Source organism: Mycoplasma milvi, assembly GCF_048284715.1.
Classification (GTDB): Bacteria; Bacillota_I; Bacilli_A; order Mycoplasmatales; family Metamycoplasmataceae; genus Mycoplasmopsis.
Genome location: NZ_JBLWAH010000006.1, coordinates 16,098 through 39,354 on the forward strand (window position 1 = coordinate 16,098; position 23,257 = coordinate 39,354).

12 protein-coding genes are annotated in these 23,257 nt (G+C 30.3%); 9 read left to right on the plus strand and 3 right to left on the minus strand.

Translation table 4 applies throughout. The annotated features are described in order from the left end of the window. Positions 1-237: 237 nt before the first annotated feature. Together ACNQ13_RS03140 and ACNQ13_RS03145 are read left to right on the plus strand one after the other, a co-directional pair. Positions 238-8,691 carry an ABC transporter permease gene (locus ACNQ13_RS03140; RefSeq protein ID WP_418035646.1) on the plus strand — a complete coding sequence of 2,818 codons (8,454 nt, stop codon included), beginning with the start codon at positions 238-240 and terminating at the stop codon, positions 8,689-8,691. Beyond that, positions 8,691-9,680, plus strand: a complete 990-nt coding sequence (locus tag ACNQ13_RS03145; RefSeq protein WP_416741689.1) for an ABC transporter ATP-binding protein — start codon at positions 8,691-8,693, stop codon at positions 9,678-9,680. Before ACNQ13_RS03140 ends, ACNQ13_RS03145 begins: the two co-directional genes overlap by 1 nt. Before the next feature lie 94 nt (positions 9,681-9,774). Here the strand turns inward: ACNQ13_RS03145 and ACNQ13_RS03150 are convergent, their stop codons facing one another. After that, positions 9,775-9,987: a TM2 domain-containing protein gene (locus ACNQ13_RS03150; protein WP_416741688.1), complete on the minus strand. Its 213-nt coding sequence runs from the start codon at positions 9,985-9,987 to the stop codon at positions 9,775-9,777. A gap of 92 nt (positions 9,988-10,079) precedes the next feature. Between ACNQ13_RS03150 and lysS the strand changes: the two genes are divergently transcribed. Then, the gene (gene lysS / locus ACNQ13_RS03155; RefSeq protein WP_416741687.1) at positions 10,080-11,543 is read left to right on the plus strand and encodes a lysine--tRNA ligase; all 1,464 of its coding nucleotides are present in this window, start codon (positions 10,080-10,082) and stop codon (positions 11,541-11,543) included. 236 nt (positions 11,544-11,779) lie between these two features. Further along, on the plus strand, positions 11,780-13,588 hold the full coding sequence (gene lepA, locus ACNQ13_RS03160) for a translation elongation factor 4 (RefSeq protein ID WP_418035647.1): 1,809 nt from the start codon (positions 11,780-11,782) through the stop codon (positions 13,586-13,588). A 96-nt stretch (positions 13,589-13,684) separates the two neighbouring features. On the opposite strand, the gene ACNQ13_RS03165 is transcribed toward lepA, so the two are convergent. Beyond that, positions 13,685-14,497, minus strand: coding sequence for a hypothetical protein (locus ACNQ13_RS03165; protein WP_418035648.1), 813 nt, complete (start codon positions 14,495-14,497; stop codon positions 13,685-13,687). Between the two features lie 1,140 nt (positions 14,498-15,637). On the opposite strand from ACNQ13_RS03165, the gene rpsL reads away from it, so the two are divergent. The 3 genes from rpsL (at position 15,638) to fusA (ending at position 18,686) form a co-directional block, all read left to right on the plus strand. Continuing rightward, the gene (gene rpsL, locus ACNQ13_RS03170; protein ID WP_078747258.1) at positions 15,638-16,048 is read left to right on the plus strand and encodes a 30S ribosomal protein S12; all 411 of its coding nucleotides are present in this window, start codon (positions 15,638-15,640) and stop codon (positions 16,046-16,048) included. A gap of 62 nt (positions 16,049-16,110) precedes the next feature. Next, positions 16,111-16,581: a 30S ribosomal protein S7 gene (rpsG, locus tag ACNQ13_RS03175; RefSeq protein ID WP_305938017.1), complete on the plus strand. Its 471-nt coding sequence runs from the start codon at positions 16,111-16,113 to the stop codon at positions 16,579-16,581. Between the two features lie 14 nt (positions 16,582-16,595). After that, the gene (gene fusA, locus ACNQ13_RS03180; protein WP_418035649.1) at positions 16,596-18,686 is read left to right on the plus strand and encodes an elongation factor G; all 2,091 of its coding nucleotides are present in this window, start codon (positions 16,596-16,598) and stop codon (positions 18,684-18,686) included. Positions 18,687-18,949: 263 nt separating this feature from the next. Here the strand turns inward: fusA and ACNQ13_RS03185 are convergent, their stop codons facing one another. Next, the gene (locus tag ACNQ13_RS03185; RefSeq protein ID WP_418035650.1) at positions 18,950-20,677 is read right to left on the minus strand and encodes a hypothetical protein; all 1,728 of its coding nucleotides are present in this window, start codon (positions 20,675-20,677) and stop codon (positions 18,950-18,952) included. A 206-nt stretch (positions 20,678-20,883) separates the two neighbouring features. On the opposite strand from ACNQ13_RS03185, the gene ACNQ13_RS03190 reads away from it, so the two are divergent. Both ACNQ13_RS03190 and rpmB read left to right on the plus strand, forming a co-directional pair. Further along, a complete protein-coding gene (locus tag ACNQ13_RS03190; protein WP_416741682.1) occupies positions 20,884-22,809 on the plus strand; it encodes a DNA gyrase/topoisomerase IV subunit B in 1,926 nt (641 codons plus the stop codon). An 89-nt stretch (positions 22,810-22,898) separates the two neighbouring features. Further along, positions 22,899-23,090 carry a 50S ribosomal protein L28 gene (rpmB, locus tag ACNQ13_RS03195; RefSeq protein ID WP_416738512.1) on the plus strand — a complete coding sequence of 64 codons (192 nt, stop codon included), beginning with the start codon at positions 22,899-22,901 and terminating at the stop codon, positions 23,088-23,090. The last annotated feature ends 167 nt before the right edge of the window (positions 23,091-23,257 follow it).

A 23,257-nucleotide genomic window follows, 5' to 3' on the forward strand; every position in this document is an offset into this window, starting at 1 on the left:
AAGCATAGCTAAAGTACTAATTTAGTGCTTCGTGCAAAACAAAAACTTCTCACATACTGACGTCTTTTATTACTGTTTCTTATTATAAAATAACTTTTATGCCTAATTTATAGGACTAAAAGTTATTTTTTTATTTTTCATTTTAGTTTTAGTGCTAGCTAGGTGCAAAAAGCTAACTAGCAAAAAAATAGCTATAATTTAAAATATTAAATTATAAGCAAGAAAGAATGGAGAGATATGAAGAACCTTTTTAAAGAAGTTTTTAGGTCTTTATTTAGAAATAAAGCTACTGTAGCAGGTTTAACTATCTTGGTGTTTCTAACATCTGGGATTTTTACTTTGCTACATGACACAGCGCAATCAATGAAATTGCAATATAACAAAATTAAGGATAAGTCTATTTCACATGATTTAACTATTGACTTAAACTTATCAACAAATGCCAAAGCATATAATGATGGTTATTTAATTAATGGACTAGCTCAAGCTGATGCATTACCAGAAGCTTACAATAAGCCAATTTTATATGTTGATGATAATTATAAGAAATCTGTAGATATTATTGATCTTCGTAAAGTCGAGGAAGATTTTGTTCTACTTAAAAACTTTATTGATGATCCTAATTATGCTGATGGTTATATTAAGAAAACTGATTTTATTAAAATGTATAACTTGCTTAAGAGCGATGATGTTAAAAACAGTGTTCTTAAGTTAGACTACAGTCAAGCTAAAAAAACCTTTACTCTTGCTTCTAATTACTCAATTGACTTATTTACTAAAGAATTAAATGGTACATTTATCCCATCTAAAAAAGAAGTCAAACTTACTTCAGATACTCAACTTCATTTTGACAAGCAATATCAAATTAGTGATATTGCTTATGTAACTGAATCTTCAGAAGGTAAAATTCTTTCTCAAGTATCAACTATGTTTATTAATGTGCTTACAAAAGAAATCACATTTAATTTAATTAAAGGCCAAACTTGAAAGAAAACAGCTCCAGTTATCGAAGTACAACCTAGTGAATTTATTGCTACATTAGGATTTAAGCCTTACAATGATCAAAAGCTAGTGTTTGTCCAAGACAACAATATTAAACCTTCTTTAGTAAACGATATCGCAAATGTTTCAGTAGCACAATTAATGCAAACTAAATTAGCTGATTTTGTTGCTTATGAACAAATCTTTGGAAAAGATAAAGATTATGTAACTACTGTAGAAAAAGAGTATTTCCAGTTTAATCAAGAACAAGTATATAATGTGCCTTTAAAATGGGCTGCTAGAAGAGAAACTGTAACTTACTACCAAAGAAAAGTTTACGAATCTACTTACATTAAATACAAAGATAAATGAGAAGGCGCTTATGTTGCTTTCATGGAACACTTAATTAAAAGTAACCCTGAAGGCAATGAAACAATTCCTGCTAGATTTAAGGAATTCTCATACTGATCAAAGAATATTTCAAACTACATTTACAATTATGATGCCAATGGGCAGCTTATAAGCAGCAACCCTGAATTGGTATCTCAACAAGAACCAATTGTATCTAAAGATGAAGTCTTAAAGACACCATTAATGCTAGCTCCTATAAACCAACAATATGGTGTTGCTACAGTTGATGCTGAAAAATTATCCTTTGTTAAAGGTTTAATTGATAAGACTGTAATACTAGCGCAAGATTTTATTAATAATAATAAAACAGATGCTAAATATAGCCAATTGATTGAAGCAGTTCAAGCAATCCTCGATCAATATCAAGCAAAAATTAAGCAATTAAATAATCCTACATATGATCAATATAAAGCTCTATATGATGAGCTTTCAAGTCAATTAAAAGAAGTGGTTAAAGATAGACCTGATGCCTTTACTGTGCCTGAATTTGATGACCACAGTGGAACAGAAATTCCTAATTACAATGCTTATGAATATCAAAAGCCAAGAACCATTGCTTTCATTGAACACTTTGATGAAAACACACTAAGTGATAATGTTTATACAAGACTTGTAAATAAAAACATTTTACATGATACATTTAATGAAATTAAAAGTGGTGCTTTAGCAATTGTTAAACAAAATATTTATAACAAAGTTAAAGAACAAGTTGGGGCTGATAATATTGGTATTAAGCAACAATTAACTATTGATTCTTTTGATGAAAAGACTCAAGAAAAAAATGTTTTCCAATTTATTAATGTTGGAAATAATAAAGAACAAATTAATGGAATTGCCAATAACATTAATAAGTTAATTAATGAAAAAGATCAGCCTACAGGATTAAATGGTATGGCTTTAGAAATTGATGATTTCTTTAAAACTAAACAACTTGATTACTATGTTTCTTATATTATTTTATTAAACACAGCTTCTAACGTAGTACCTTCACCAACTTATATCAAGTCTGATTATGGCTTTGATAAGTTTGTTGTAGTAGATTACAATAATCCTAATAAACCTGCTAATACTATTTATGGTCAAAAGGTTTATAAATTAGCTCACTTTGTTAAGGACGCAAATAGTAATATGCCAGATAGTGAATTTAATAAATTTGCTGATTTAGGAATTACAGCTACAACTTACAAAGCTAGCTCTGGATATTACTACTATATAGTAAAACCTGTCTATGATAAAGAAGGAAACATAGATTACTGAACAAATATTCCTGTTAGTTTTTCAACAGCATCAAATGCTGAAGAAGCTGCTAAACACAAAAATGGATTAATTTCAACAAATGATATTTTAAGTTTCCTTAAGGCAAATAATTTGGTACTAAAAGCCACTTTAAATCCTAATGGATGAGTAGAAAAGAGTTCAGAGTTTAATAACGTGGTATATGTGCCATTCGGATATAGAGCTCCATTAGCTGAAATTATGAATGAAGCCATTAATCAAAAGACTATGAACAAAGCCATTGAAAATATTCAAAAAGGATTATTAGATATGGACCTTGTTAAGGAAGGGTTCTTAACCAAAGATACTGTGTATGCAATTACAGATGCTGCTCAATATACTTTTGATAAGAATGACTTTGCTGGAGTGTTTGCATCAGGGCAAATTAATTTAAATATTATTCCTAAACTTGTTATTGATGCTTTATATAAACTTTCTCACAATATTAATGGTGACTATGTTAATAAGATTCTGACTGGTATTTTTGCTAAAGCAAAAGCTTTAGTATTACAACAATCAACAGTTGAAGAACAGCAAAAATATCTAGAAAGCGAAATTCAAACTTTATATAACTTCTTTGGTCTAATTGGACAAAATACACTAGCTCAATACATTACTCCGCAAGCTTTAGTACGTATTACTAAAGATCCGGTTAAATTTATTGATAGCTTAGTTAAAATTATTAATTCAGTCGATTTTGTTAAGTATACTGACAGCATTATTAACTTCTTAAATGATGAATATAACAAGATTAAAGAAGAAACAGTTAATGACCCAGAAACTGGTGAACCTAGAATAATTAAAAGACAAAGAAAGCTTTCAACACACCAAATGATTATTTGATTACTTAAATCAATTGATCAAGATACTTTAAAAACAGGATTAAAAGAAATTGTTAACAATATTAATCTTGAATTTATTCAAGATAGTGAAGATAATAACAATCCTTTATATTATGTGCTTAAAAACATGCCACCATTTGTGAATAACATTATTAATAAGGTTAATGCTTACAAAGGAACTAATGAACAATTTAAAAACGTACTTGATGGAATTAAATATTTAATTGATGCTTTTGATATCAGTATGTTTGCTGATACCTTAGAATCTAAACTTAAACTTGAAAAATTCCAATTAAGTTCATTAACATATAACTATATTTTAGATAGACAGATTACAACTTACTATTTCTACTTAGCTGATTCACTATCAAATATTGATTATATTTATGCAACACTTAAAGCCTTATTCTCCATTCCTGGTTCAAATAGAAGTCTTAAAGAAGAATTAATAAGATCATTAAACCTATCAGATAAGGGTACAAGTATCAAAATTAGTGGAGATAGATACTTAACAATACCGGCTGCTGACACTGATAAATTAGGGTACTTCGATTTACTAGGAGCCATTTCAAGCACACCTAATCAACCTTCTGCAAATGCAAATAGCACAGCAGCGCCTGTTACAGCTAGCTCAATTCCATTTAATAGATATGGATTTAATTCAATTTATAACTTTATTAGAAGATTCAAATATGCCTTAGACCAAGGTCTTTTAAGCGAAGTTGATTATACAAAACTAGATCACAATGATAAAACATTAGCTCATGATATATTTGGTATCGATGGAGATAATCCAATTATTAAGGCTTCAGAAGCACTAGTCAAAATCAATAGTATCCAAGCTGCATTCGAGGCATTAAGACAAAGCACTATTAGTCCTACTCTAGGGCAAAATTCTTCTCTAGCTGACATTATTACTTGATATCAAAATGTAGTACCAGTAAGCCAAAATCAAACTTATCAATTATTAAGAGAAATTTTAGGCAAATTCCTTAAACCTAACAATGTAAATAGTGATGATTTTGCTGCAATTGGAACAGGGTACTTACTATATAAATTCTGACTTTCAATTTTTACTTCAGATTTACAAGATAAGTATACATTTGATGAAAAGATTGCATTTGCTAATAACTTACTTGATTTAGCAAACAATAAAGAGGTATTGGATAGCTTCAATAGTTTTGATTTATTTCAACCTTCAGCAAGCAATATTATTGGGTATGAAACAACTGGATTTGGAATCACTAGATCTATGGCTAATATTTTTGAAATGAAGAATTACTTCTTTGCTACAGATGAAAATGGAAACTACAAGAATCCTCTTTTGGCACAATTTGTAGCGCAAAATAGCAAGTTTACTTCATTTATTAAAGAAAATGAAATCAATATTACTAAAGCCTTTGCTTATATTGGTTCTTCTCATTTATATACTAAAGTTACTTTAGAACCAACAAATGATGCTCCAACAGTTGCGGAGGATGATAGGCATTTTACAAGTTACAAATATGACAATGCTGACTCAAATGCAATATACACCATTATTAATTCAGTTTTAGCTAATAAGGCAGTTCAAGCTAACTTTGATTACATTGCTTTCTTAATTGATACAAATTATAATAAGATGCCTTCTTTAATTGCTCTTGGAATTCCTGATTTAATTTTTTCAAATATTTTAGTAATGAACCATCCCGAATTCGTTGTTTGATATCTTACAGATACAAACAAAGTTGGTGATTTAGCTAAAAACAATGCTAATATAGCTTATTTAGTAGCTAATAAGATTATTAACTATGAAAGCTTAATTGCGCAAAATCCTGAATATATTTATCAATTAATTCAAGCTTCAGTTAAAAGAAGTGTACCTAACCCAGTGTTTGAACGTGATAAAGATGTCTCATTAGCTATCGATAATGATATTTTATATAACTGACTTGATAAAACTAAAAACGATACAAGTGTTAAATATAATCCATTTGAAGTTAACTTAATGGATGTACTGCTTAAGACTTTTAACACTATCACAGGGGTTAATAAGTTGACCAACATATTAAAATATGACCAAGTTGGTTCATATATAGCTAAAGTTAACTATGCCTGATTACAAAGAAATAATAAAAAGATTTTTAATGGAGCTTTACCAAAAGATCCTAATCAAATGCTAGCTTTAGTTGCTGCATTACCAGAAGAATATAAGATCAGTGTTAATGGTTCTGAATACATTATTATAGGTGATGATTTAACCTATGATAATATTTATCCAGTGCTTGATGAAAATAACTTACAACTTAACCCTAAATCACAAGCTGTTGTTTATGTTAACTCTCAAGGGTTTGATAGAATCAAACAAGCTTATAGAGGAAACGTGGTTAAGGAATACTTGCTTGTTAGAAATTCAACAGCAAAAAGCAATGAGATATTAAAAAATGAACTAGATAAGATTATTAAAGCAGAAACAATTAATAAAGATGACTTCCAACGGGTATTTTTAGATGATGAATTAGACATGCTTAACCCAGAAAGAAGTATAAGAATTACAGCTATGAAGGGAATTGTGCGGTCAGTTGATTATTCAGCTAAAGTCCTTCTTTCAATTCTAGTTACTTTAGTTGCAATCTCAATTATCTTTATTATTAAACGTTACATTTCAAATAAAAACAAAGTTATTGGTATTTTAGTTGCACAAGGATATACTCCTTTAGAAATTTCACTTTCAATGACTGTCTTTGCGTTCTTCACAATATTTATTGGTGATATTTTAGGATACATTACTGGATTCTTACTTCAAGGTGTCGGAATAAAGATTTTAGACAACTATTGAACTGTACCAATAGAGACACTGACATTTTCATGAATTTCATTACTAGTTAATATAGTTGTGCCTCTTTTTGCAATGTCACTATTAATTATTATTGTTTCATTACGTTCATTAAGATTCAAATCAATTGACTTAATGAGTGGAATTGTAGATGTGGCAACTGGAGAAGTTTACAAGAAATATGCTAAGGCCTTTAAGAAGAGAAACGTTAAAGGTAAATTCTCAGCTTCCTTGGTGTTTAACAGTTTTTGAAAACTATCTTCATTTGGTATTAGCATCATTCTAACCTCACTGACAACATTATTTGGATTTGCAACTTTTGGTGTGTTTGAGGAATCGATTAATAAGACCTATCAAAATAGAAATTACAACTATAGATTTGATTTATATTCACCTACACTAGAAGGTGGACCTATTAATCCATATCAATCAACTAATTTAGAAAATAATTTATATGTTCCAATTGGAAATATCTCTGAATTAGATCAATATCAATCCGACTACTTCAAACCAGGATATTCAACAGCTGTTAATATTCTTGGTAAGAATGGAAATCCAAGTGAGTTCGACGGACATGTTATTTCACAATTCTCAGTTAACATTATTATTGACTCTGTGGTGGGAGTTGATCCATGAACTTCAGTTTATAATTCATTACCTGACTCACAAAAATCTCGGATTCTAAAAGTTAGGGATAAAATTGGGAAAGCTTTAGAAAAAACCCAAAGTAATATTGTATACGACCAATATGGTGCAGTAGACCATAATAAAACATCAATTAAAGGTCTTGAAGGATTCTTTGAATACTTCCCAGATAAAGATAATGTAATGAATGGTAAATTCTATTACATGGCTTTAAATAGCTCACGTACTGGTTATGATATGAAAGCTATTAATACAACAAACTATAGAGATCCATATAGAGAATTTTTAGTGCAAGGTTATAAAACAATTGCTGAAAATAATGATAAAGCCATTGCTAAGAACCCTAAAGCAGAAACGATTAATGATTTCTTCATTTCATTTGGTGGATTATACTTTAATCCAATTTATGATGAAATCTATACTTATGTAGATGCCAATATTTTAGCTATCAAGAATAAGGAAATGAAAGAAAAATCAAATAATCAAAATGTTAGATTATATGGTTACTTACCTGATTCTAAAGAAGTCAAAATCATAGGATCTGATGGTGAAGACTTGCTTAAGAAAATTAATGATCAATACAACCAAAATCCTGATGACAATAAAATTCCTTTAATTATTAATGAAGTAGTTGCTCAATCATACGGATTATGAATTGGTCAAAGTATTGAAATTAAAGCTAATAACACTATAGATCGCTACCAAAATAAGATTAATAGCGAAATTGGACAAAACAATTCAGAACTTAGAAATAAAACTTATAAATTCGTAGTAGCTGGAATTAACCCTTCATACATTAATAATGAATTTATTATTCCTAAAGCAGCTGCAGATAAAATTACTGGAATTAATAATATTACTTATAACCCAGCTTATAACAATGGAGCAGCCTTTAATGGGGTATTATCAAATAATCCATTACCTATGCAAATTCTAAACTCTGCTTCACTATACTCAATTAGTGGTTACTGAGCAAGTATTGATTCTTTTGACACTGAAAGATTAACAAGTAAATCAATTGGTGAATTATTTGATGGAATCTTTGGCTCAACAACAACAGTTGAAAACTCAAAAGTAAATGGTGCAATGCGTAATATTGGATATAGTGATGTACAAATTGCTAAATTCTTTAACCCTACATATAGTGGTAGTCAAGATGTTAATGCACTAAAAGAAAGCTACATTGCTGCAAAAGCAGATGCAACCAAATACATCCAAAAATTCGCACGAATTTTTGAAGATAAACTTTATGTACCTAGTGCAGCTTCAATTGACTCTAAAGATATTGAAGTTAACTATACAATGACAATTGCTAAGACAGTACAAATAGTTGTTACAATTATCTCTATTTTAACCTTCATTGTATCAATTGTGATCTTAATTATCATTTCAACAATCTTAATTAATGAAAATGAAAAGAACATTGCTATTTGAGCAGTACTTGGATACAATGAAAAAGAAAAACTTAAGATATTCTTTGGTATTTATATACCATTTATCGTAACTTCAATTCTAATTTCACTACCAATTGCATATGGATTAATTTCAGTCTTTAGTGCATTCTTAACAAATGCTGCTAAAATTGCTATTCCACTTGCAATTACAGCTGCAAATGCCTTCTTAACAATCGGAGTTATCCTATTTGTATTTATTGTAACAGCCTCATTAGCTTGAATCGCACTTAATAAAATTAAAGCGATTGATTTATTGAAAGGAAAATAATGAACTTACAACCAGAAGAAAAAAACAACGAATCAACTACTACAACAAACAATACTACACAAGAAAACACTTTAGAAACACAAATGGATGAAGTAATCTTAACTAAGAAGACTTCTGATGTTAAGATTACTGTTAAAAATGTTTTTGAAGTATTAGATGCTGATGGTGGGGCTAATAAAATAACTGTTGATAGATCAATTGCTAAAAAACTTAGAAAAGCTGCTAGCAAGAAGAGACCAAAGGATGATCATAAAGACCTTAAAAACCTTGATGGTAACATTATAGATGTGCGTGATGTATCAAAATACTATCTAGCAGGAAACAATGTTACTCGTGTACTTAAAAATATCTCTTTAAGTATCAAAAAAGGTGAATTTGTTATGATATTTGGTAAGTCTGGAGGAGGTAAATCAACCCTTCTAAACTTAATATCAGGTCTTGATCGCCCTTCACGTGGTGATGTGATTGTTTGTGATGATAATTTACCTTACATGAGCGACACACAACTTACTTTATTTAGAAGAAAGCATGTAAGTTTTATCTTCCAAAACTACAACTTGCTGCAAAATCTTAATGGTTATGATAATGTAGAAACAGGAGCTTTCTTACAAACAGATAAAGAAAAGAAACTTGACATTGATCAATTATTTGAAGAATTTGATATTGTTGATATTAAAAATAAATTTCCTTCTCAAATGTCAGGAGGACAACAACAACGTATTTCAATTTTAAGAGCTCTAGCTAAAAACGCAGAAATTATTTTTGCTGATGAACCTACTGGAGCTCTTGATGAAGCTACTACAGAAATTGTACTTTCATACTTATATGACATTAATAAAAAGTATGGAACAACAATTGTTATGGTTACCCACAACCCACTTGTTGAACCTATTGCTGATAGAATTTTCTATGTTAAAAAAGGTAGAATTTCTAAAATTAAAACCAATAATAAAACAATTCATCCAAAAGAACTGAATTGAACTGAATAACATCTAGCCAGCTTGCTGGCTTTTTGTTTGCAGCTTGCATTAAGGTCAAAAAGTTAAAATTAAAAACCCAGGAGCTCCCGGGTACATTTTGTAACTAAGGCTTAATATAAAGACCTTGGTTATCTTTTTGCATTCCTGCTGCAGCTAGGATAAGATCAATGAGTCACCATACTCCTAATCCACCAGCTGTTAAAAGTTTAAGAAGAAATAGTCCAATACGTCCACCGTATAAACGATCAATTCCAAATCCACCTAGAAAGATTGAGAGCAGTAGGTTTACAAGATAACTGCGATTGCTTTTAACCATAGCACTCCTCCTTTTAAATATTATATATTTAATATAATTATAAAACAAATTAATGTATACTTTAAATACTATTTTATTTTAGGAGATATTTTATGGAAAAATATACTGAACAAGAACAAATTAGACGTAACAAGTTAGACTTTTATAAAGAAAATAATATTGAAGCTTTTGCTAAAGCAGATGGATTAAAAGAATTAACTTATTCAGATCGAATTGAGGCTCAATACAATGCACTAAGTAAAGAGGAATTAGATGAACAAGCTATTCCAGTAGCAATTACAGGTAGAATTTTAACTATGAGAGGCCCTTTTATCTTATTAAAAGACTACCATGGAAAAATGCAAGTTTACTTTAACAAGAAAGAACATAGTGAAGAATTAGCCAAATTAGTTGCTTCTTTTGACCTTGGAGACATTATTTATGTTGAAGGGCTTGTAATGAAAACACATACAGGGCAAGTTACTGTTAAAGCACAAAACATTAAGTTACTTACAAAATCTCTTAAACCACTTCCTGATAAATACCATGGGCTTGCTGATGTTGAAGAAAGATATCGTCACAGATACGTAGATTTAATTGTGAATGATGAATCTATGAAAACATTTTGAACTAGAACAAAAATTATTAGTGAAATTCGTAGATATTTTGATGAACAAGGATACATGGAGGTTGAAACTCCATTCTTACATGATTATTTATCTGGAGCTTCAGCTAGACCATTTACAACTCACCATAATGCCTTAGATCAAGAATTCGTACTTAGAATTGCGACCGAAATTCCTCTTAAAAAATTACTAGTTGGTGGTGTTGATAAAGTTTATGAAATTGGACGTATTTTCAGAAACGAAGGAATTGATACAACTCATAACCCTGAATTTACTTCTATTGAATTCTATGAAGCTTACTCAAATCTTGAAGGTATGATGCAACACACTGAAAAATTATTCAAGAGACTTGCACAAAAATTAGGCAAAGAAACTGTAGTAAACAAAGGTGTTGAAATTGATTTAACTAAACCATTTGCTAGAGTAGATATGGTTGAAGCAGTTTCTAAGGCAACTGGAGTAAACTTTAGAGAAATTAGCTTTGAGCAAGCTAAAGAAGTAGCAAGCAAATATGGAATTAAAGTACAAAAATTCCATCAATTAGGTCACATTATTAATGAACTATTTGAAGAATTAATTGAAAAAACTTTAATTCAACCTACATTCGTTTATGGACACCCAATTGAAATATCTCCATTAACAGCTAAAGGAAGTGATCCTAGATTTACTGAACGTGCTGAATTATTCATCAACACTAAAGAATATGCAAACATGTATACAGAGCTTTCAGATCCAATTGACCAATTACAACGTTTCCAAGAACAACTTGAAGAAAAGAACAATGGAAATGATGAAGCTAGTGATATTGACTGAGACTTCGTTGAAGCTCTTGAATATGGAATGCCTCCTACAGGTGGATGTGGAATTGGGATTGATCGTTTAACTATGTTACTCGCTGAAAAAGATTCAATTAGAGATGTTCTATTATTCCCTACAATGAAAAGAAGATAATTATCTGCAAAGCTTAGGCTTTGCTTTTTTATACTTTTTCCTAGCGTGTAGGCAAAAAAGGTGCAAAAAGAAAACTCGCCGTGACGAGTTAATTATTATATGAAAGGCGTGTATATTTAACGCAAGCAGCGATACCTTATAGATATCTCATTCTTGATTTCTCAAGCACTGACATTATTATACACCAATTTGGAAATTTGCTAAAAAAATAAAAGAAAAAATATAAAATATATAACATGAATAAAGACAAGATTAGAAACTTCTCAATAATTGCACATATTGACCATGGAAAAAGTACACTTGCAGATAGAATTTTAGAATATACACACACTGTTGCAAATAGAGATCTTAAGGCTCAATTTTTAGACTCTATGGATCTAGAACAAGAACGTGGAATTACTATTAAACTTAATGCTGTGCAAATTAAATATAAGGATTATATTTTCCACTTAATTGATACTCCAGGACACGTGGACTTCAACTATGAAGTATCGCGTTCTTTAGCTGCTTCTGAAGGAGCTTTATTGCTAGTAGATGCAACTCAAGGAATTGAAGCACAAACATTAGCTAATGTTTATTTAGCACTTGAAAATGATCTTGAAATCTTACCTGTAATAAATAAAATCGATTTACCAAGTGCTAATGTAGAGGAAGTAAAAGAAGAAATTGAAAATGTAATTGGAATTTCAACTGAAAATGCTATTTTAGTTTCAGCTAAAACTGGGCAAGGTGTTCCTGAATTATTAGATGCTATTGTTAAATATATCCCAGCGCCTAAGAATGCTGATGATAATAAGCCTTTAAAAGCTCTAATTTTTGATAGCTACTTTGATCCTTATCGTGGAGTTGTTATGCTAATTCGTGTCTTTGAAGGAAAACTTAAGACTGGAGATAGATTTATCTTTATGTCTCGCCCAGCTGAAGAGCAAGCCTACCACGTAATCGATTTAGGTGTAAGAAACCCTTATGAAACTAAGAAAGATGAATTAGTTGCTGGTGAAGTTGGATGAGTTTCGGCTGCAATTAGAGATGCTAAAGAAGTGCATGTTGGGGATACTATTACTCTAGCTGAAAACCCTACAGATAAAGCTTTACCTGGATACAAGAAGATGAAACCAGTAGTTTTTACTGGATTTTATCCAATTGATACTAGAGATTACATGGATTTAAAAGAATCGCTTGAAAAAATTTCTTTAAGTGACTCATCAATTACTTGAGAACAAGAAACCTCAAAAGCCCTAGGATTTGGATTTAGAGTTGGATTCTTAGGTATGCTACACATGGAAATTTTACAAGAACGTTTAGATCGCGAATACAAGGTTGGAATTATTGCAACTTCTCCTTCTGTAGAATATAAAGTAACTACTACAAAAGGCGAAGTAGAAATGATTTCTAATCCTACATTATTCCCAGATCGAACCTTTATTGAAAAAATTGAAGAGCCTTATGTTGAAGCAAGTGTTTTTGTACCTAATGAATATATTGGAAACGTAATGGAATTATGTCAAAATAAACGGGGAATTTATAAAGCACTAGAAACAGTTGATTCAAGACGTTCAAAAGTTGTTTATGAGTTACCTCTAGCTGAAACTATTTTTGATTTCTTTGACAGATTAAAGAGTACTACTAAAGGATATGCTTCATTTGAATATGAATGAATTGGATATCGTGAATCTGATTTAGTTAAAGTAGACATTTTATTAAATGGTGATAAAGTGGATGCTTTCTCAATTATTACACACCGTGAAAAAGCTTATGAAGCAGCAAGAGAACTATGCCAAAAGCTAAAAGAAGCAATTCCTAGACAAAACTTTGAAGTCCCTGTGCAAGCTACAATTGGTGGAAAAATCATTGCTAGAGAAACAATTAAAGCTTATCGTAAAGATGTTACTGCTAAATTATATGGTGGGGATGTAACTCGTCGTCAAAAACTTCTTAAGAAACAAAAAGAAGGTAAAAAACGTATGAAAAAACTTGGATCAATTGAAGTGCCGCAAGAAGCCTTCTTATCAGTATTAAAAACTAATATTGACCCTAAAAAATAATATCAATTAAAGAATGGAACATTAGCTTCCATTTTTTCTTTGCCTTTATAAGGGTAAAAAAACCTCATAGTGAGGTTAGCTTAAAAATTATAGGCATTATGAATAATTAATGTGACCTGATGAAATATAAATTCGAAATTGGTCGCTTGCAATAGTATCTAAGTATTCTTGAATTGCACCAGAATCAGAGTGAGTGAGGACAAAATAATTTAATTTTTCATCATGAGTCATATCTACAACTCGATTTAGATATACTTGTGCCATAATTGAACGCATATATCTAATTAGCATACCTGAAATGAAAGGCATCAAGAAACCGACAATACAGATAAGGACAATAGACCAAGTTGGATAATGATAAATATTATGATTTGCTACTAAAAAGATAATCATTGTGACAAAAAAGGCATGAGCAAAACCGATAAAGAATGGTATAAAAGCAGCAAGAACAAAAAGTTTTTTGCAATTAGCTTGGTCCTTATAATTTAAATAGTTCTCTAATTGAGAAGTATCAATAGACTTCCATTTATCAAGATTATAAATAGTTTCAGGATCTTGGTTGAAAGTAGGGCGACCACCTAGTTTCCCGATTGAATAGATAAATGAAAAAACTTGTCAGATGCAAAGCCAAAAAGGGTGCTTAATTATTTGATCTTTTTTAGTATAAGAATAATTAATAGAATCAATTCTTAAAATTTCTTTATGATTAAGTGCTCAGTTAATGAGGTGAAAAAGCAAAAAGAAACCAGAAATAGAAGCAAAAGCTATGATTCAATTTAGGATAGAGTTGCTATTATTAAAATGATACATAGTCAAGATTGATAGTGTGACATTAAGACAAAAACCTGATATAGCAGGGAAACAAATAGGAATTATATAGAGTTTAAAAATCTTGGTTTTATTACCCATTTTTTACTCCTTTCTTTATATTAATATTTATAAATACAAAAAAAATAATTGAGATATTTATTTTAGCAGAACTAGATTAAATAAATTCTTTGAATGCTTTGTTTGTAATAGTTTGTTGATATTCTTTGGATCTATTGGGAGAGGCAAAATAATATTCAACTTTTCAATCTAAATCAGCATCAGGCACTCTATTTAAACTTATTTCTAAAAACCATTGAGATATTGTGGTTTTAAAATAAAATATTAAAAATGTCACTATTAGTAAAAAACATGTTAGTACTACAACTAAGAGGGAACTAGTAATGCGCAGTCAAGAATATGATACTGTATCGACTAATACTGTTATAAAAGATAAAATGATTCCTAATAAAAACCCATAACAAAAGGCATATAAAGCATAAGGCTATAAATTTTTTTAGAATTAATATGGTCTTTATACCTAAAATATTTATGTATTTCATTTTCATCTGAAGGCTTAAATGCATTGTTATTCGTGCCTAATTCATTTGAAATAGTATTTTTGTCTTGCTTATAAGTACTTTTGCATAATAAAACAGAACATATAGCTTTATAAAATGGATGTGCAAAATAAAGATTCTCACTATTTCAATCATAATTATTTGCATTAATTTTTAAAACTGTTTTTGGATAAATTAGTCAATTTATAATATAAGAAACTAGAAATAGGCTTAATAAAATAGAAAAGATTATTGTTAGATATTTGAAAGCTATTTGATGTTTGGATAAATATAAAGTTAAGCTAGTTAAATCAATGCAAATAAATAAACCTATTAAAAATTGAATTCATATAGGTATCCAGTAGCAAAATATGGTCTTAGCTTTTGATATGAAACCTCCTTATAATATGGCTATTTATTATTCTAGTTATTAAATAATACATGATTCTTTCCTATTAGAAGCAAAATGAAAAATAAAACAATTTAATTTAGTTTATTTCAATAAATTAAAAGGTATTTTTAGCAAAGTATCCCTAAAAATAGGAATAAAAAAAATAAAAAAGTTTGACACACTCGGCTAAGTTGTTATATAATAGTTTTGCTATTTTAGATAGCCTAAAATTTTTATTAGAATTAATCTTATTTTTATTACAAACATAAAATAAACGAAAGGAAGCAAAAAATGCCAACAACTAATCAATTAGTTACAAATGGTCGTAGCTCAAAAACAAGAAAGCAAAATGCTCCTGCATTAAGCTTAAGCTACAACTCATTAATCAAAAAAGCTAAAAAAATGGCTTCACCATTTAAACGTGGTGTATGTACTCGTGTTGCAACAATGACACCTAAAAAACCTAACTCAGCTTTACGTAAATACGCTCGTGTTAAGTTATCAAACGGAATGGAAGTTACAGCTTACATCCCTGGTGAAGGACACAACTTACAAGAACACTCTGTTGTTTTAATCCGTGGAGGTCGTGTTAAAGACTTACCTGGGGTTAGATACCACATCGTTCGTGGAACACAAGATGCTGCTGGTGTAGCAAAACGTAACCAAGGACGTAGTTTATACGGAGCTAAAAAAGCTAAATAATAAAAGCATAATTTTATTGAATTAATAACACAAAACACATTAAAAAATTAGGAGGACAATTTATGTCAAGAAAGAAAAGTGCACCTATCCGTGAAGTACTTGCAGATCCAGTTTTTAATTCTGTAATCGTTACAAAATTAATTAACCAAATTATGCTTGACGGAAAGAAATCAATTGCTCAAGATATTTTATATTCAGCATTTAACATTATCAAAGAAAAAACAAATAGAGAACCAATGGAAGTTTTCTTAGAAGCAGTGGAAAACATTACTCCACAATTAGAAATTAGAACAAGAAGAATTGGTGGAACAAACTACCAAGTTCCTACAGAAGTTTCTCCACGTAGAAAACAAACATTAGCACTTAGATGATTAGTGCAATACTCTAGATTAAGAAACGAAAAAACAATGGACGTTCGTTTAGCTAACGAAATCATTGACGCATCAAACAAAACAGGTGGAGCTATCAAGAAACGTGAAGACACACATAAAATGGCAGAAGCTAACCGTGCTTTCGCTCATTTCAGATGATAGTTTTATAGGAATATATGGCTAGAGAATATGAATTAAAAGATTACCGTAACATCGGTATTATGGCCCACATTGATGCAGGTAAAACAACAACTACAGAAAGAATCTTATTCCACACAGGAAAAATTCACAAAATTGGTGAAACACACGATGGTGCTTCACAAATGGACTGAATGGCTCAAGAACAAGAACGCGGAATTACTATTACATCAGCTGCTACAACAGCTTTCTGAAAAGGTAAAAGAATTAACATTATCGATACTCCAGGGCACGTTGACTTTACAGTTGAAGTTGAACGTTCACTTCGTGTATTAGATGGTGCTGTAGCTGTGCTTGACGCCCAATCAGGTGTTGAACCACAAACAGAAACAGTTTGAAGACAAGCTACAAACTACAAAGTTCCACGTATCGTTTACGTTAACAAAATGGATAAAGCTGGTGCAGACTTTGCTGCTTCAGTTGCTTCAGTTAAACATCGTTTAGGTGGAAATGCAGTTGCTATCCAATGACCTATTGGTGCAGAATCAGACTTCGAAGGAATTATTGACTTAGTTACTTTAGAAGCTATTAAATACAACGGTGAAGCTCAAGAAGAAGAATTCCCAACAGAAATTCCAGCTCACTTAGTTGACATCGTTAATGAAAAACGTCAAGAATTATTAGAAGCTGTTGCAAACTTTGACGAAGACATGATGATGGCTGTTTTAGAAGGCAGAGATGTTACAGTTGAAGACTTCAAAAAAGCTATCAGAAAAGCTACATTAACATCAGAATTCTTCCCAGTAGTATGTGGTACATCATTCAAAAACAAAGGTGTTAAGAGAATGATTGATGCTGTAGTTGACTACTTACCATCACCACTTGATGTTCCAGCTATCCCAGCTTACGACGGAGAACACACAGTTAACGTTGAAGCTACAGATGATGGATACTTCGCTGGTTTAGCATTCAAAGTTATGACTGACCCATATGTTGGATCATTAACATTCTTCAGAGTTTACCGTGGAGTTCTAGAAAAAGGAAGCTACGTATACAACTCAACTAAAGAACAAAAAGAACGTATCGGACGTATCTTACAAATGCACGCAAACAACCGTGTTGAAATCGATGAATGTCGTGCAGGAGATATTGCTGCTGCTGTTGGACTTAAATATACAACAACAGGTGATACTTTAATTGATGAAAAATCACCAAAAATCGTTCTAGAAAAAATGGTTTTCCCAGAACCAGTTATCTCACAAGCTCTTGAACCAGAATCAAAAGCTGCTACAGAAAAACTTTCATTAGGACTTCAAAAATTAGCTGCTGAAGACCCTACATTTAGAACATACACAGACGAAGAAACAGGACAAACAATTATTGCTGGTATGGGTGAATTACACCTTGACATTATTGTTGATCGTCTAAAACGTGAATTCGGTGTTAAAGCTAAAGTTGGAGCACCTCAAGTTTCATACCGTGAAACAATTACAATTCCAGCTGAAGTTGAAGGAAAACACATCAAACAATCTGGTGGTAAAGGACAATACGGGCACGTATGAATTAAATTTGAACCAAACCCAGATGGTGGATTCGAATTCGTTGACAAAATCGTTGGTGGTAAAATTCCTAAAGAATACATTAAATCAATCCAAAAAGGACTTGAAGAAAAAATGGCTGCTGGTATTTTAGCAGGTTACCCAATGATTGACATTAAAGCTACATTATTTGATGGATCATACCACGATGTCGACTCTTCTGAAATGGCTTACAAAATTGCTGCTTCTAAAGCACTTACAAAAGCTAAAGACAAAATTGGTACAGTATTACTTGAACCTATCATGGATGTTGCAGTAGTTGTTCCTGCAGACCACATGGGGGATGTAATTGGTGACTTATCACGTCGTAGAGGACTTGTTAACGACCAAGAACAAAGAAACGATGGAGCTGTTATTGTTAAAGCTATGGTTCCACTTTCAGAAATGTTCGGATACTCAACAGAACTTAGATCTATGACAAGTGGTCGTGGAACATACCAAATGCAATTCGATCACTACGAAAAATGTCCTAAATCAATCGCTGATGAAATCATCAAACGTAGAAACATTCAAGATAAAGATGAAGATTAATTATCATTCATTTAATAATTTAGGTCGGCTTTAGCCAGCCTTTTTTATACTTTTTTTATCTAGTAAATAGGCATTTTGCAAATAATGTTCTTGTAATTACTAAAAAAAATAAATAAAGCGCTCTCATCCTAGTTTGAGAGCGCGTCAATTTTTTTGTAATCTTGTTAGCTTGTAAATAACCAAAAACTAGCTAACAAACGCATTATTTCTAGCCCTATATATTAAATATAAATTTTGATTAGTTTGCTTCATAAGGCTATATATTAGTTGTCAATAACTATAGTTTCATTATCAGTATCAGTGTGTTGTTTAGTTTTATCAACTCCAATAGCTGTTAGTAATTTATCATTACTAAAGTCACTTAAGAAATATTTGTTAACTCCAATATCATGTATTGAAAAATCATCATGAGTTGTAAATTTCTTGTACAATTCTTTATCATCTGGTTGATTTTTTAAATCATTATAAGCTTTAGAAATACTAAATAGATTACTTGAATATATTAGAGAATTTTGAGTATTAACATGTACTTCTAAAGCTTTTCCGTTATCTATAACAGGAATCACAAACGTGAAAACAGTAGGCTTATTAGGGTTTTCATTTGTTTTTAAATCTATGTTTGGTTTATAAATAGCATCAATATTACTTGATAAGTCATGTAAGTATTGATCATATTTAGCATCTGATTTTTGATTTAGAAGTCGAGTAGCTTGTAATTTAAATATGTTTTGGAACTTATTTTTAAAATCAGCATAATCCATGTTGTTGTTATTAAGTCAATCAACCGCAAAATCTTGATATTTATTTGGCTCATAGTTAAGAAATACTTGATGTTCTCTGCCTGGAAAAACAATTATAGAAGGAAGAGAATTTTTAGCAGTAACATTTAAATGAATATCAAATTTATAATATTTTAGTTTAAGGTCTGGATTATGTTTCTTCATAATTTCATATCTTTCAAGAGTTGATGCAAAAGCTTTATTAGCATCTTTTGAAAGTTGTGCTGCTTGGACTTCTTGATAAGAAAGATTTTCTATAGGGTTTAGATTTTGCTTCTCACTTACATTATAAGTAAGCGGAGATAAGTAATTTGGACTTGATTTTAAGAAATCCGTTAAAAGATTATTATCTTTTATTTTAATGTTATAGTATCATGCTGGAGTTTGAATATTATGAGAAACAAATTTAGCTGAATAATATTCATTTTCAGCTGTTCAATATGGTTTATATTGAGGTTTTTCTTTGTATTTAGTAAATAGTAAATCTAGTGGTAAAGTGTTGAATCAATTTAACTCGTAGGCAGGGAATAAATTAGAAACTGTTTTAGCTTGAGATTTAGCTAATGTTTGCATGTTTCAATTTAAACTTTTAATATCACTAATGCTTTGGTTAACTACATCTATCTCATGCTTGTTATTATCAATTGTTTTAAATTCTTCATTCTTGAAATTTAAATATGGATTAATTTTAAATTTTGATATTAAGTCACTGACGCTAATTTTTGCAATTGATAAGTCATAAGCATTGTTTTTATAGTGAGCTTTTATGCTATTTAGGTCATTATAGATAAGTGATGCATGTTGAGGCACTAATGAATTTAATCAATTTTCAACGTTACATAACATGTAGTATCTTAAAAAGTTATTAACAGTATTAACATTTACCCAAGCAGCAATTTTATCTGAGTCAGTTAAAGTATTTAATGAATTAGTAGTTACATTAATATCTTTAATTAATGCATTTAGTGTTTTTATCAGACTAGGTGAGACATCTTTTGAATTAATAATGTGATCAAGAACTTTATTTAAAGATTCATAATCATATAGAGCAGAAGCATTTTTAGGAATTTGGATATTAATTCCATTAATTTTGCTAATTTTATTATTTGCAGTAGCTACAGATGCACCATTAATGCCACAAGAGCTGCTTATAAGTGGAATTAAAATAGTAGAGCTTAGTATAGTGCTAAGAATAATTTTTTTAGTTTTCATTTTTCTCCTTAAGGAAGTGTTTTTGTTAAGTTTTTATATCTGTATATCTTAATATTACTGCTTTTTTAACTAAACATGCATTTGTGGAAAATATTTCAACGTCACGCATAAAGACCTAAATTCTAAGGTGAATATATTCAAAACTGTTCCACAATTAGTAAGAAATGATATAAAAAATAAAACAAAAAAGCTTTATAATTAATTTTATGAGTAAAACACAAGAATATAATGCAAGTAGTATTCAGCAATTAAAAGGGCTAGAAGCTGTTAGAAAAAGACCAGGAATGTACATTGGAGGAACTGATGTGCATGGTTTACACCATTTAGTTTGAGAAATTGTTGATAATGCAATTGATGAGGCACTAGCAGGATATGCTACAAATATTGATGTTATTTTACATGAAGATGACTCAGTGGAAGTTATTGATAATGGACGTGGAATCCCGGTTGATAAAATGAAGGGCCAAAATCGTACAGCTGTAGAATTAATTTTTACAGAATTACATGCCGGTGGTAAGTTTAATTCAGGAGCTTATAAAACTTCCGGAGGATTACATGGAGTTGGTTCTTCTGTAGTTAATGCTTTATCAACTAAACTTGTTGCTACAGTAGCTCGTGATAAAAAAATTTATGAAACTATATTTCAACAAGATACTATATTAGTTCATACACATGAAATTGGAGTAAGTAAAAGCAATTGAACTTCAATTCGTTTCTGACCTGATTATGCATTTTTCAAACGTGCTAAATTAAGTTTTGACAAGATTTCTGAAAGATTAAAAGAAAGTTCATTTTTAATCTCTAATTTAAAGATTACTTTAGATGATCGCAAAAATAATAAAAAAGAAGTATATGAATATTCAAAAGGGCTTGAATCATTCTTAAACTTTATTAATGATTCAAAAATTAGTATTACTGCCCCGGTCTCATATAAGGATAGCAAAAAAGATATTGAAGTAGATTTTGCTTTCCAATGAACTGATTCATATAATGAAATCATTTTAAGTTTTGTTAATAATGTAAAAACCCGTGATGGTGGAACACATGAAATGGGACTAAAATCAGCTTTTACTAAAACCTTTAATGAGTTCGCAATTCGCGAAGGAATTGTTAAAAATGGTAAATTATTTGAGGGTGATGACATTAGAGAAGGACTTGCATGTATCGTTTCTCTTAAGATTCCTGAAAATTTACTTGAGTTTGTTGGACAAACTAAGGATAAATTAGGAACACCTGAAGCTAAAAATGTGGTAGAAGAAATTGTTTCTAAGTACCTTGAAATCTGAATAAATGAAAATAAAACCCTTGCAAAAGATGTACTAGATAAAGTTAAAAGAGCTTTTGAGCTTAGAATGGAAGAAAGAAAGCTGAGAGAAGAAAGCCGAAAAACTAAAAAGATTGCAAGTGAAAAATTGATCCTAAGTGATAAGTTAACCCCAGCAACTTCTAAAAATTCTGAAGAAAAAGAATTATTCCTCGTTGAGGGAGACTCAGCTGGTGGCAGCGCTAAGAGTGGGCGTGATCGGAAATTTCAAGCTATCTTACCTTTAAGAGGAAAAGTAATCAACTCTGAAAAGAAAAAGATTAGTGAAGTGTTAAAAAATATTGAAATTAGTACAATTATTAACACAATTGGAGCTGGTTTTGGAAAAGACTTTGATTTAGAAAAGGCTCAATATAATAAAATTATTATAATGACGGATGCTGACACTGATGGTGCACATATTCAAGTTTTATTATTAACTTTCTTTTATCGTTTCATGAAACAATTAATTGAAAAAGGGCATGTTTATATCGCTCTTCCCCCTTTATATAAGGTGAGTGGTAAAACTTCTAAGAAAATTCAATACGCTTGAGACGAGGAACAACTAAAAGATATTCTAGAAACAATCAAAGAGCCTTATGAATTACAAAGATATAAAGGGCTTGGGGAAATGAATGCTGATCAATTATGAGAAACAACGATGAATCCTAAGACCCGAACTTTAATTCAAGCTACTATTGAAGATGCTTCTTTAGCTGAAAGAAGAGTTAGTGTGTTGATGGGAGAAAATGCAGAATTCAGAAAAGACTGAATTGATAATAATGTTGATTTCTCTAATGAAGATGATTTTTTTGAACAAGTTTTATAAAAAAGAATTTTTTGTTATAATAAATGCAATTTAATTTATAATAATCTCGATAATCGATTTTAATTAGCTAACTAAAGAAAGGATTATTTATGTCAAGAAGAGATGTTCTAACAGGAAAAGGACCTCAATCAGGAAACAAACGTTCTCACGCATTAAATGCTTCAAAGAGAAAATTTAATCCTAACTTACAAAAAGTAAGAGTGATGATTGATGGTCAAAAGATGACTCTTAAAGTTAGTGCTAAAACACTAAAGACTTTAAAAAACAAAGGAATGATATAATAAAAAATCATTCGTTCGAACGATAATAAAAAAATACCAAAAAAGGTATTTTTTTATTTTGCATTTTAAAAATCTGTTATATAATAATATCGCTTGTTAAGCAAACAAACATAAAGTTCTTTGAAAACTAGATATATACAATGTACATGACAGTCAATTTTTTCGAG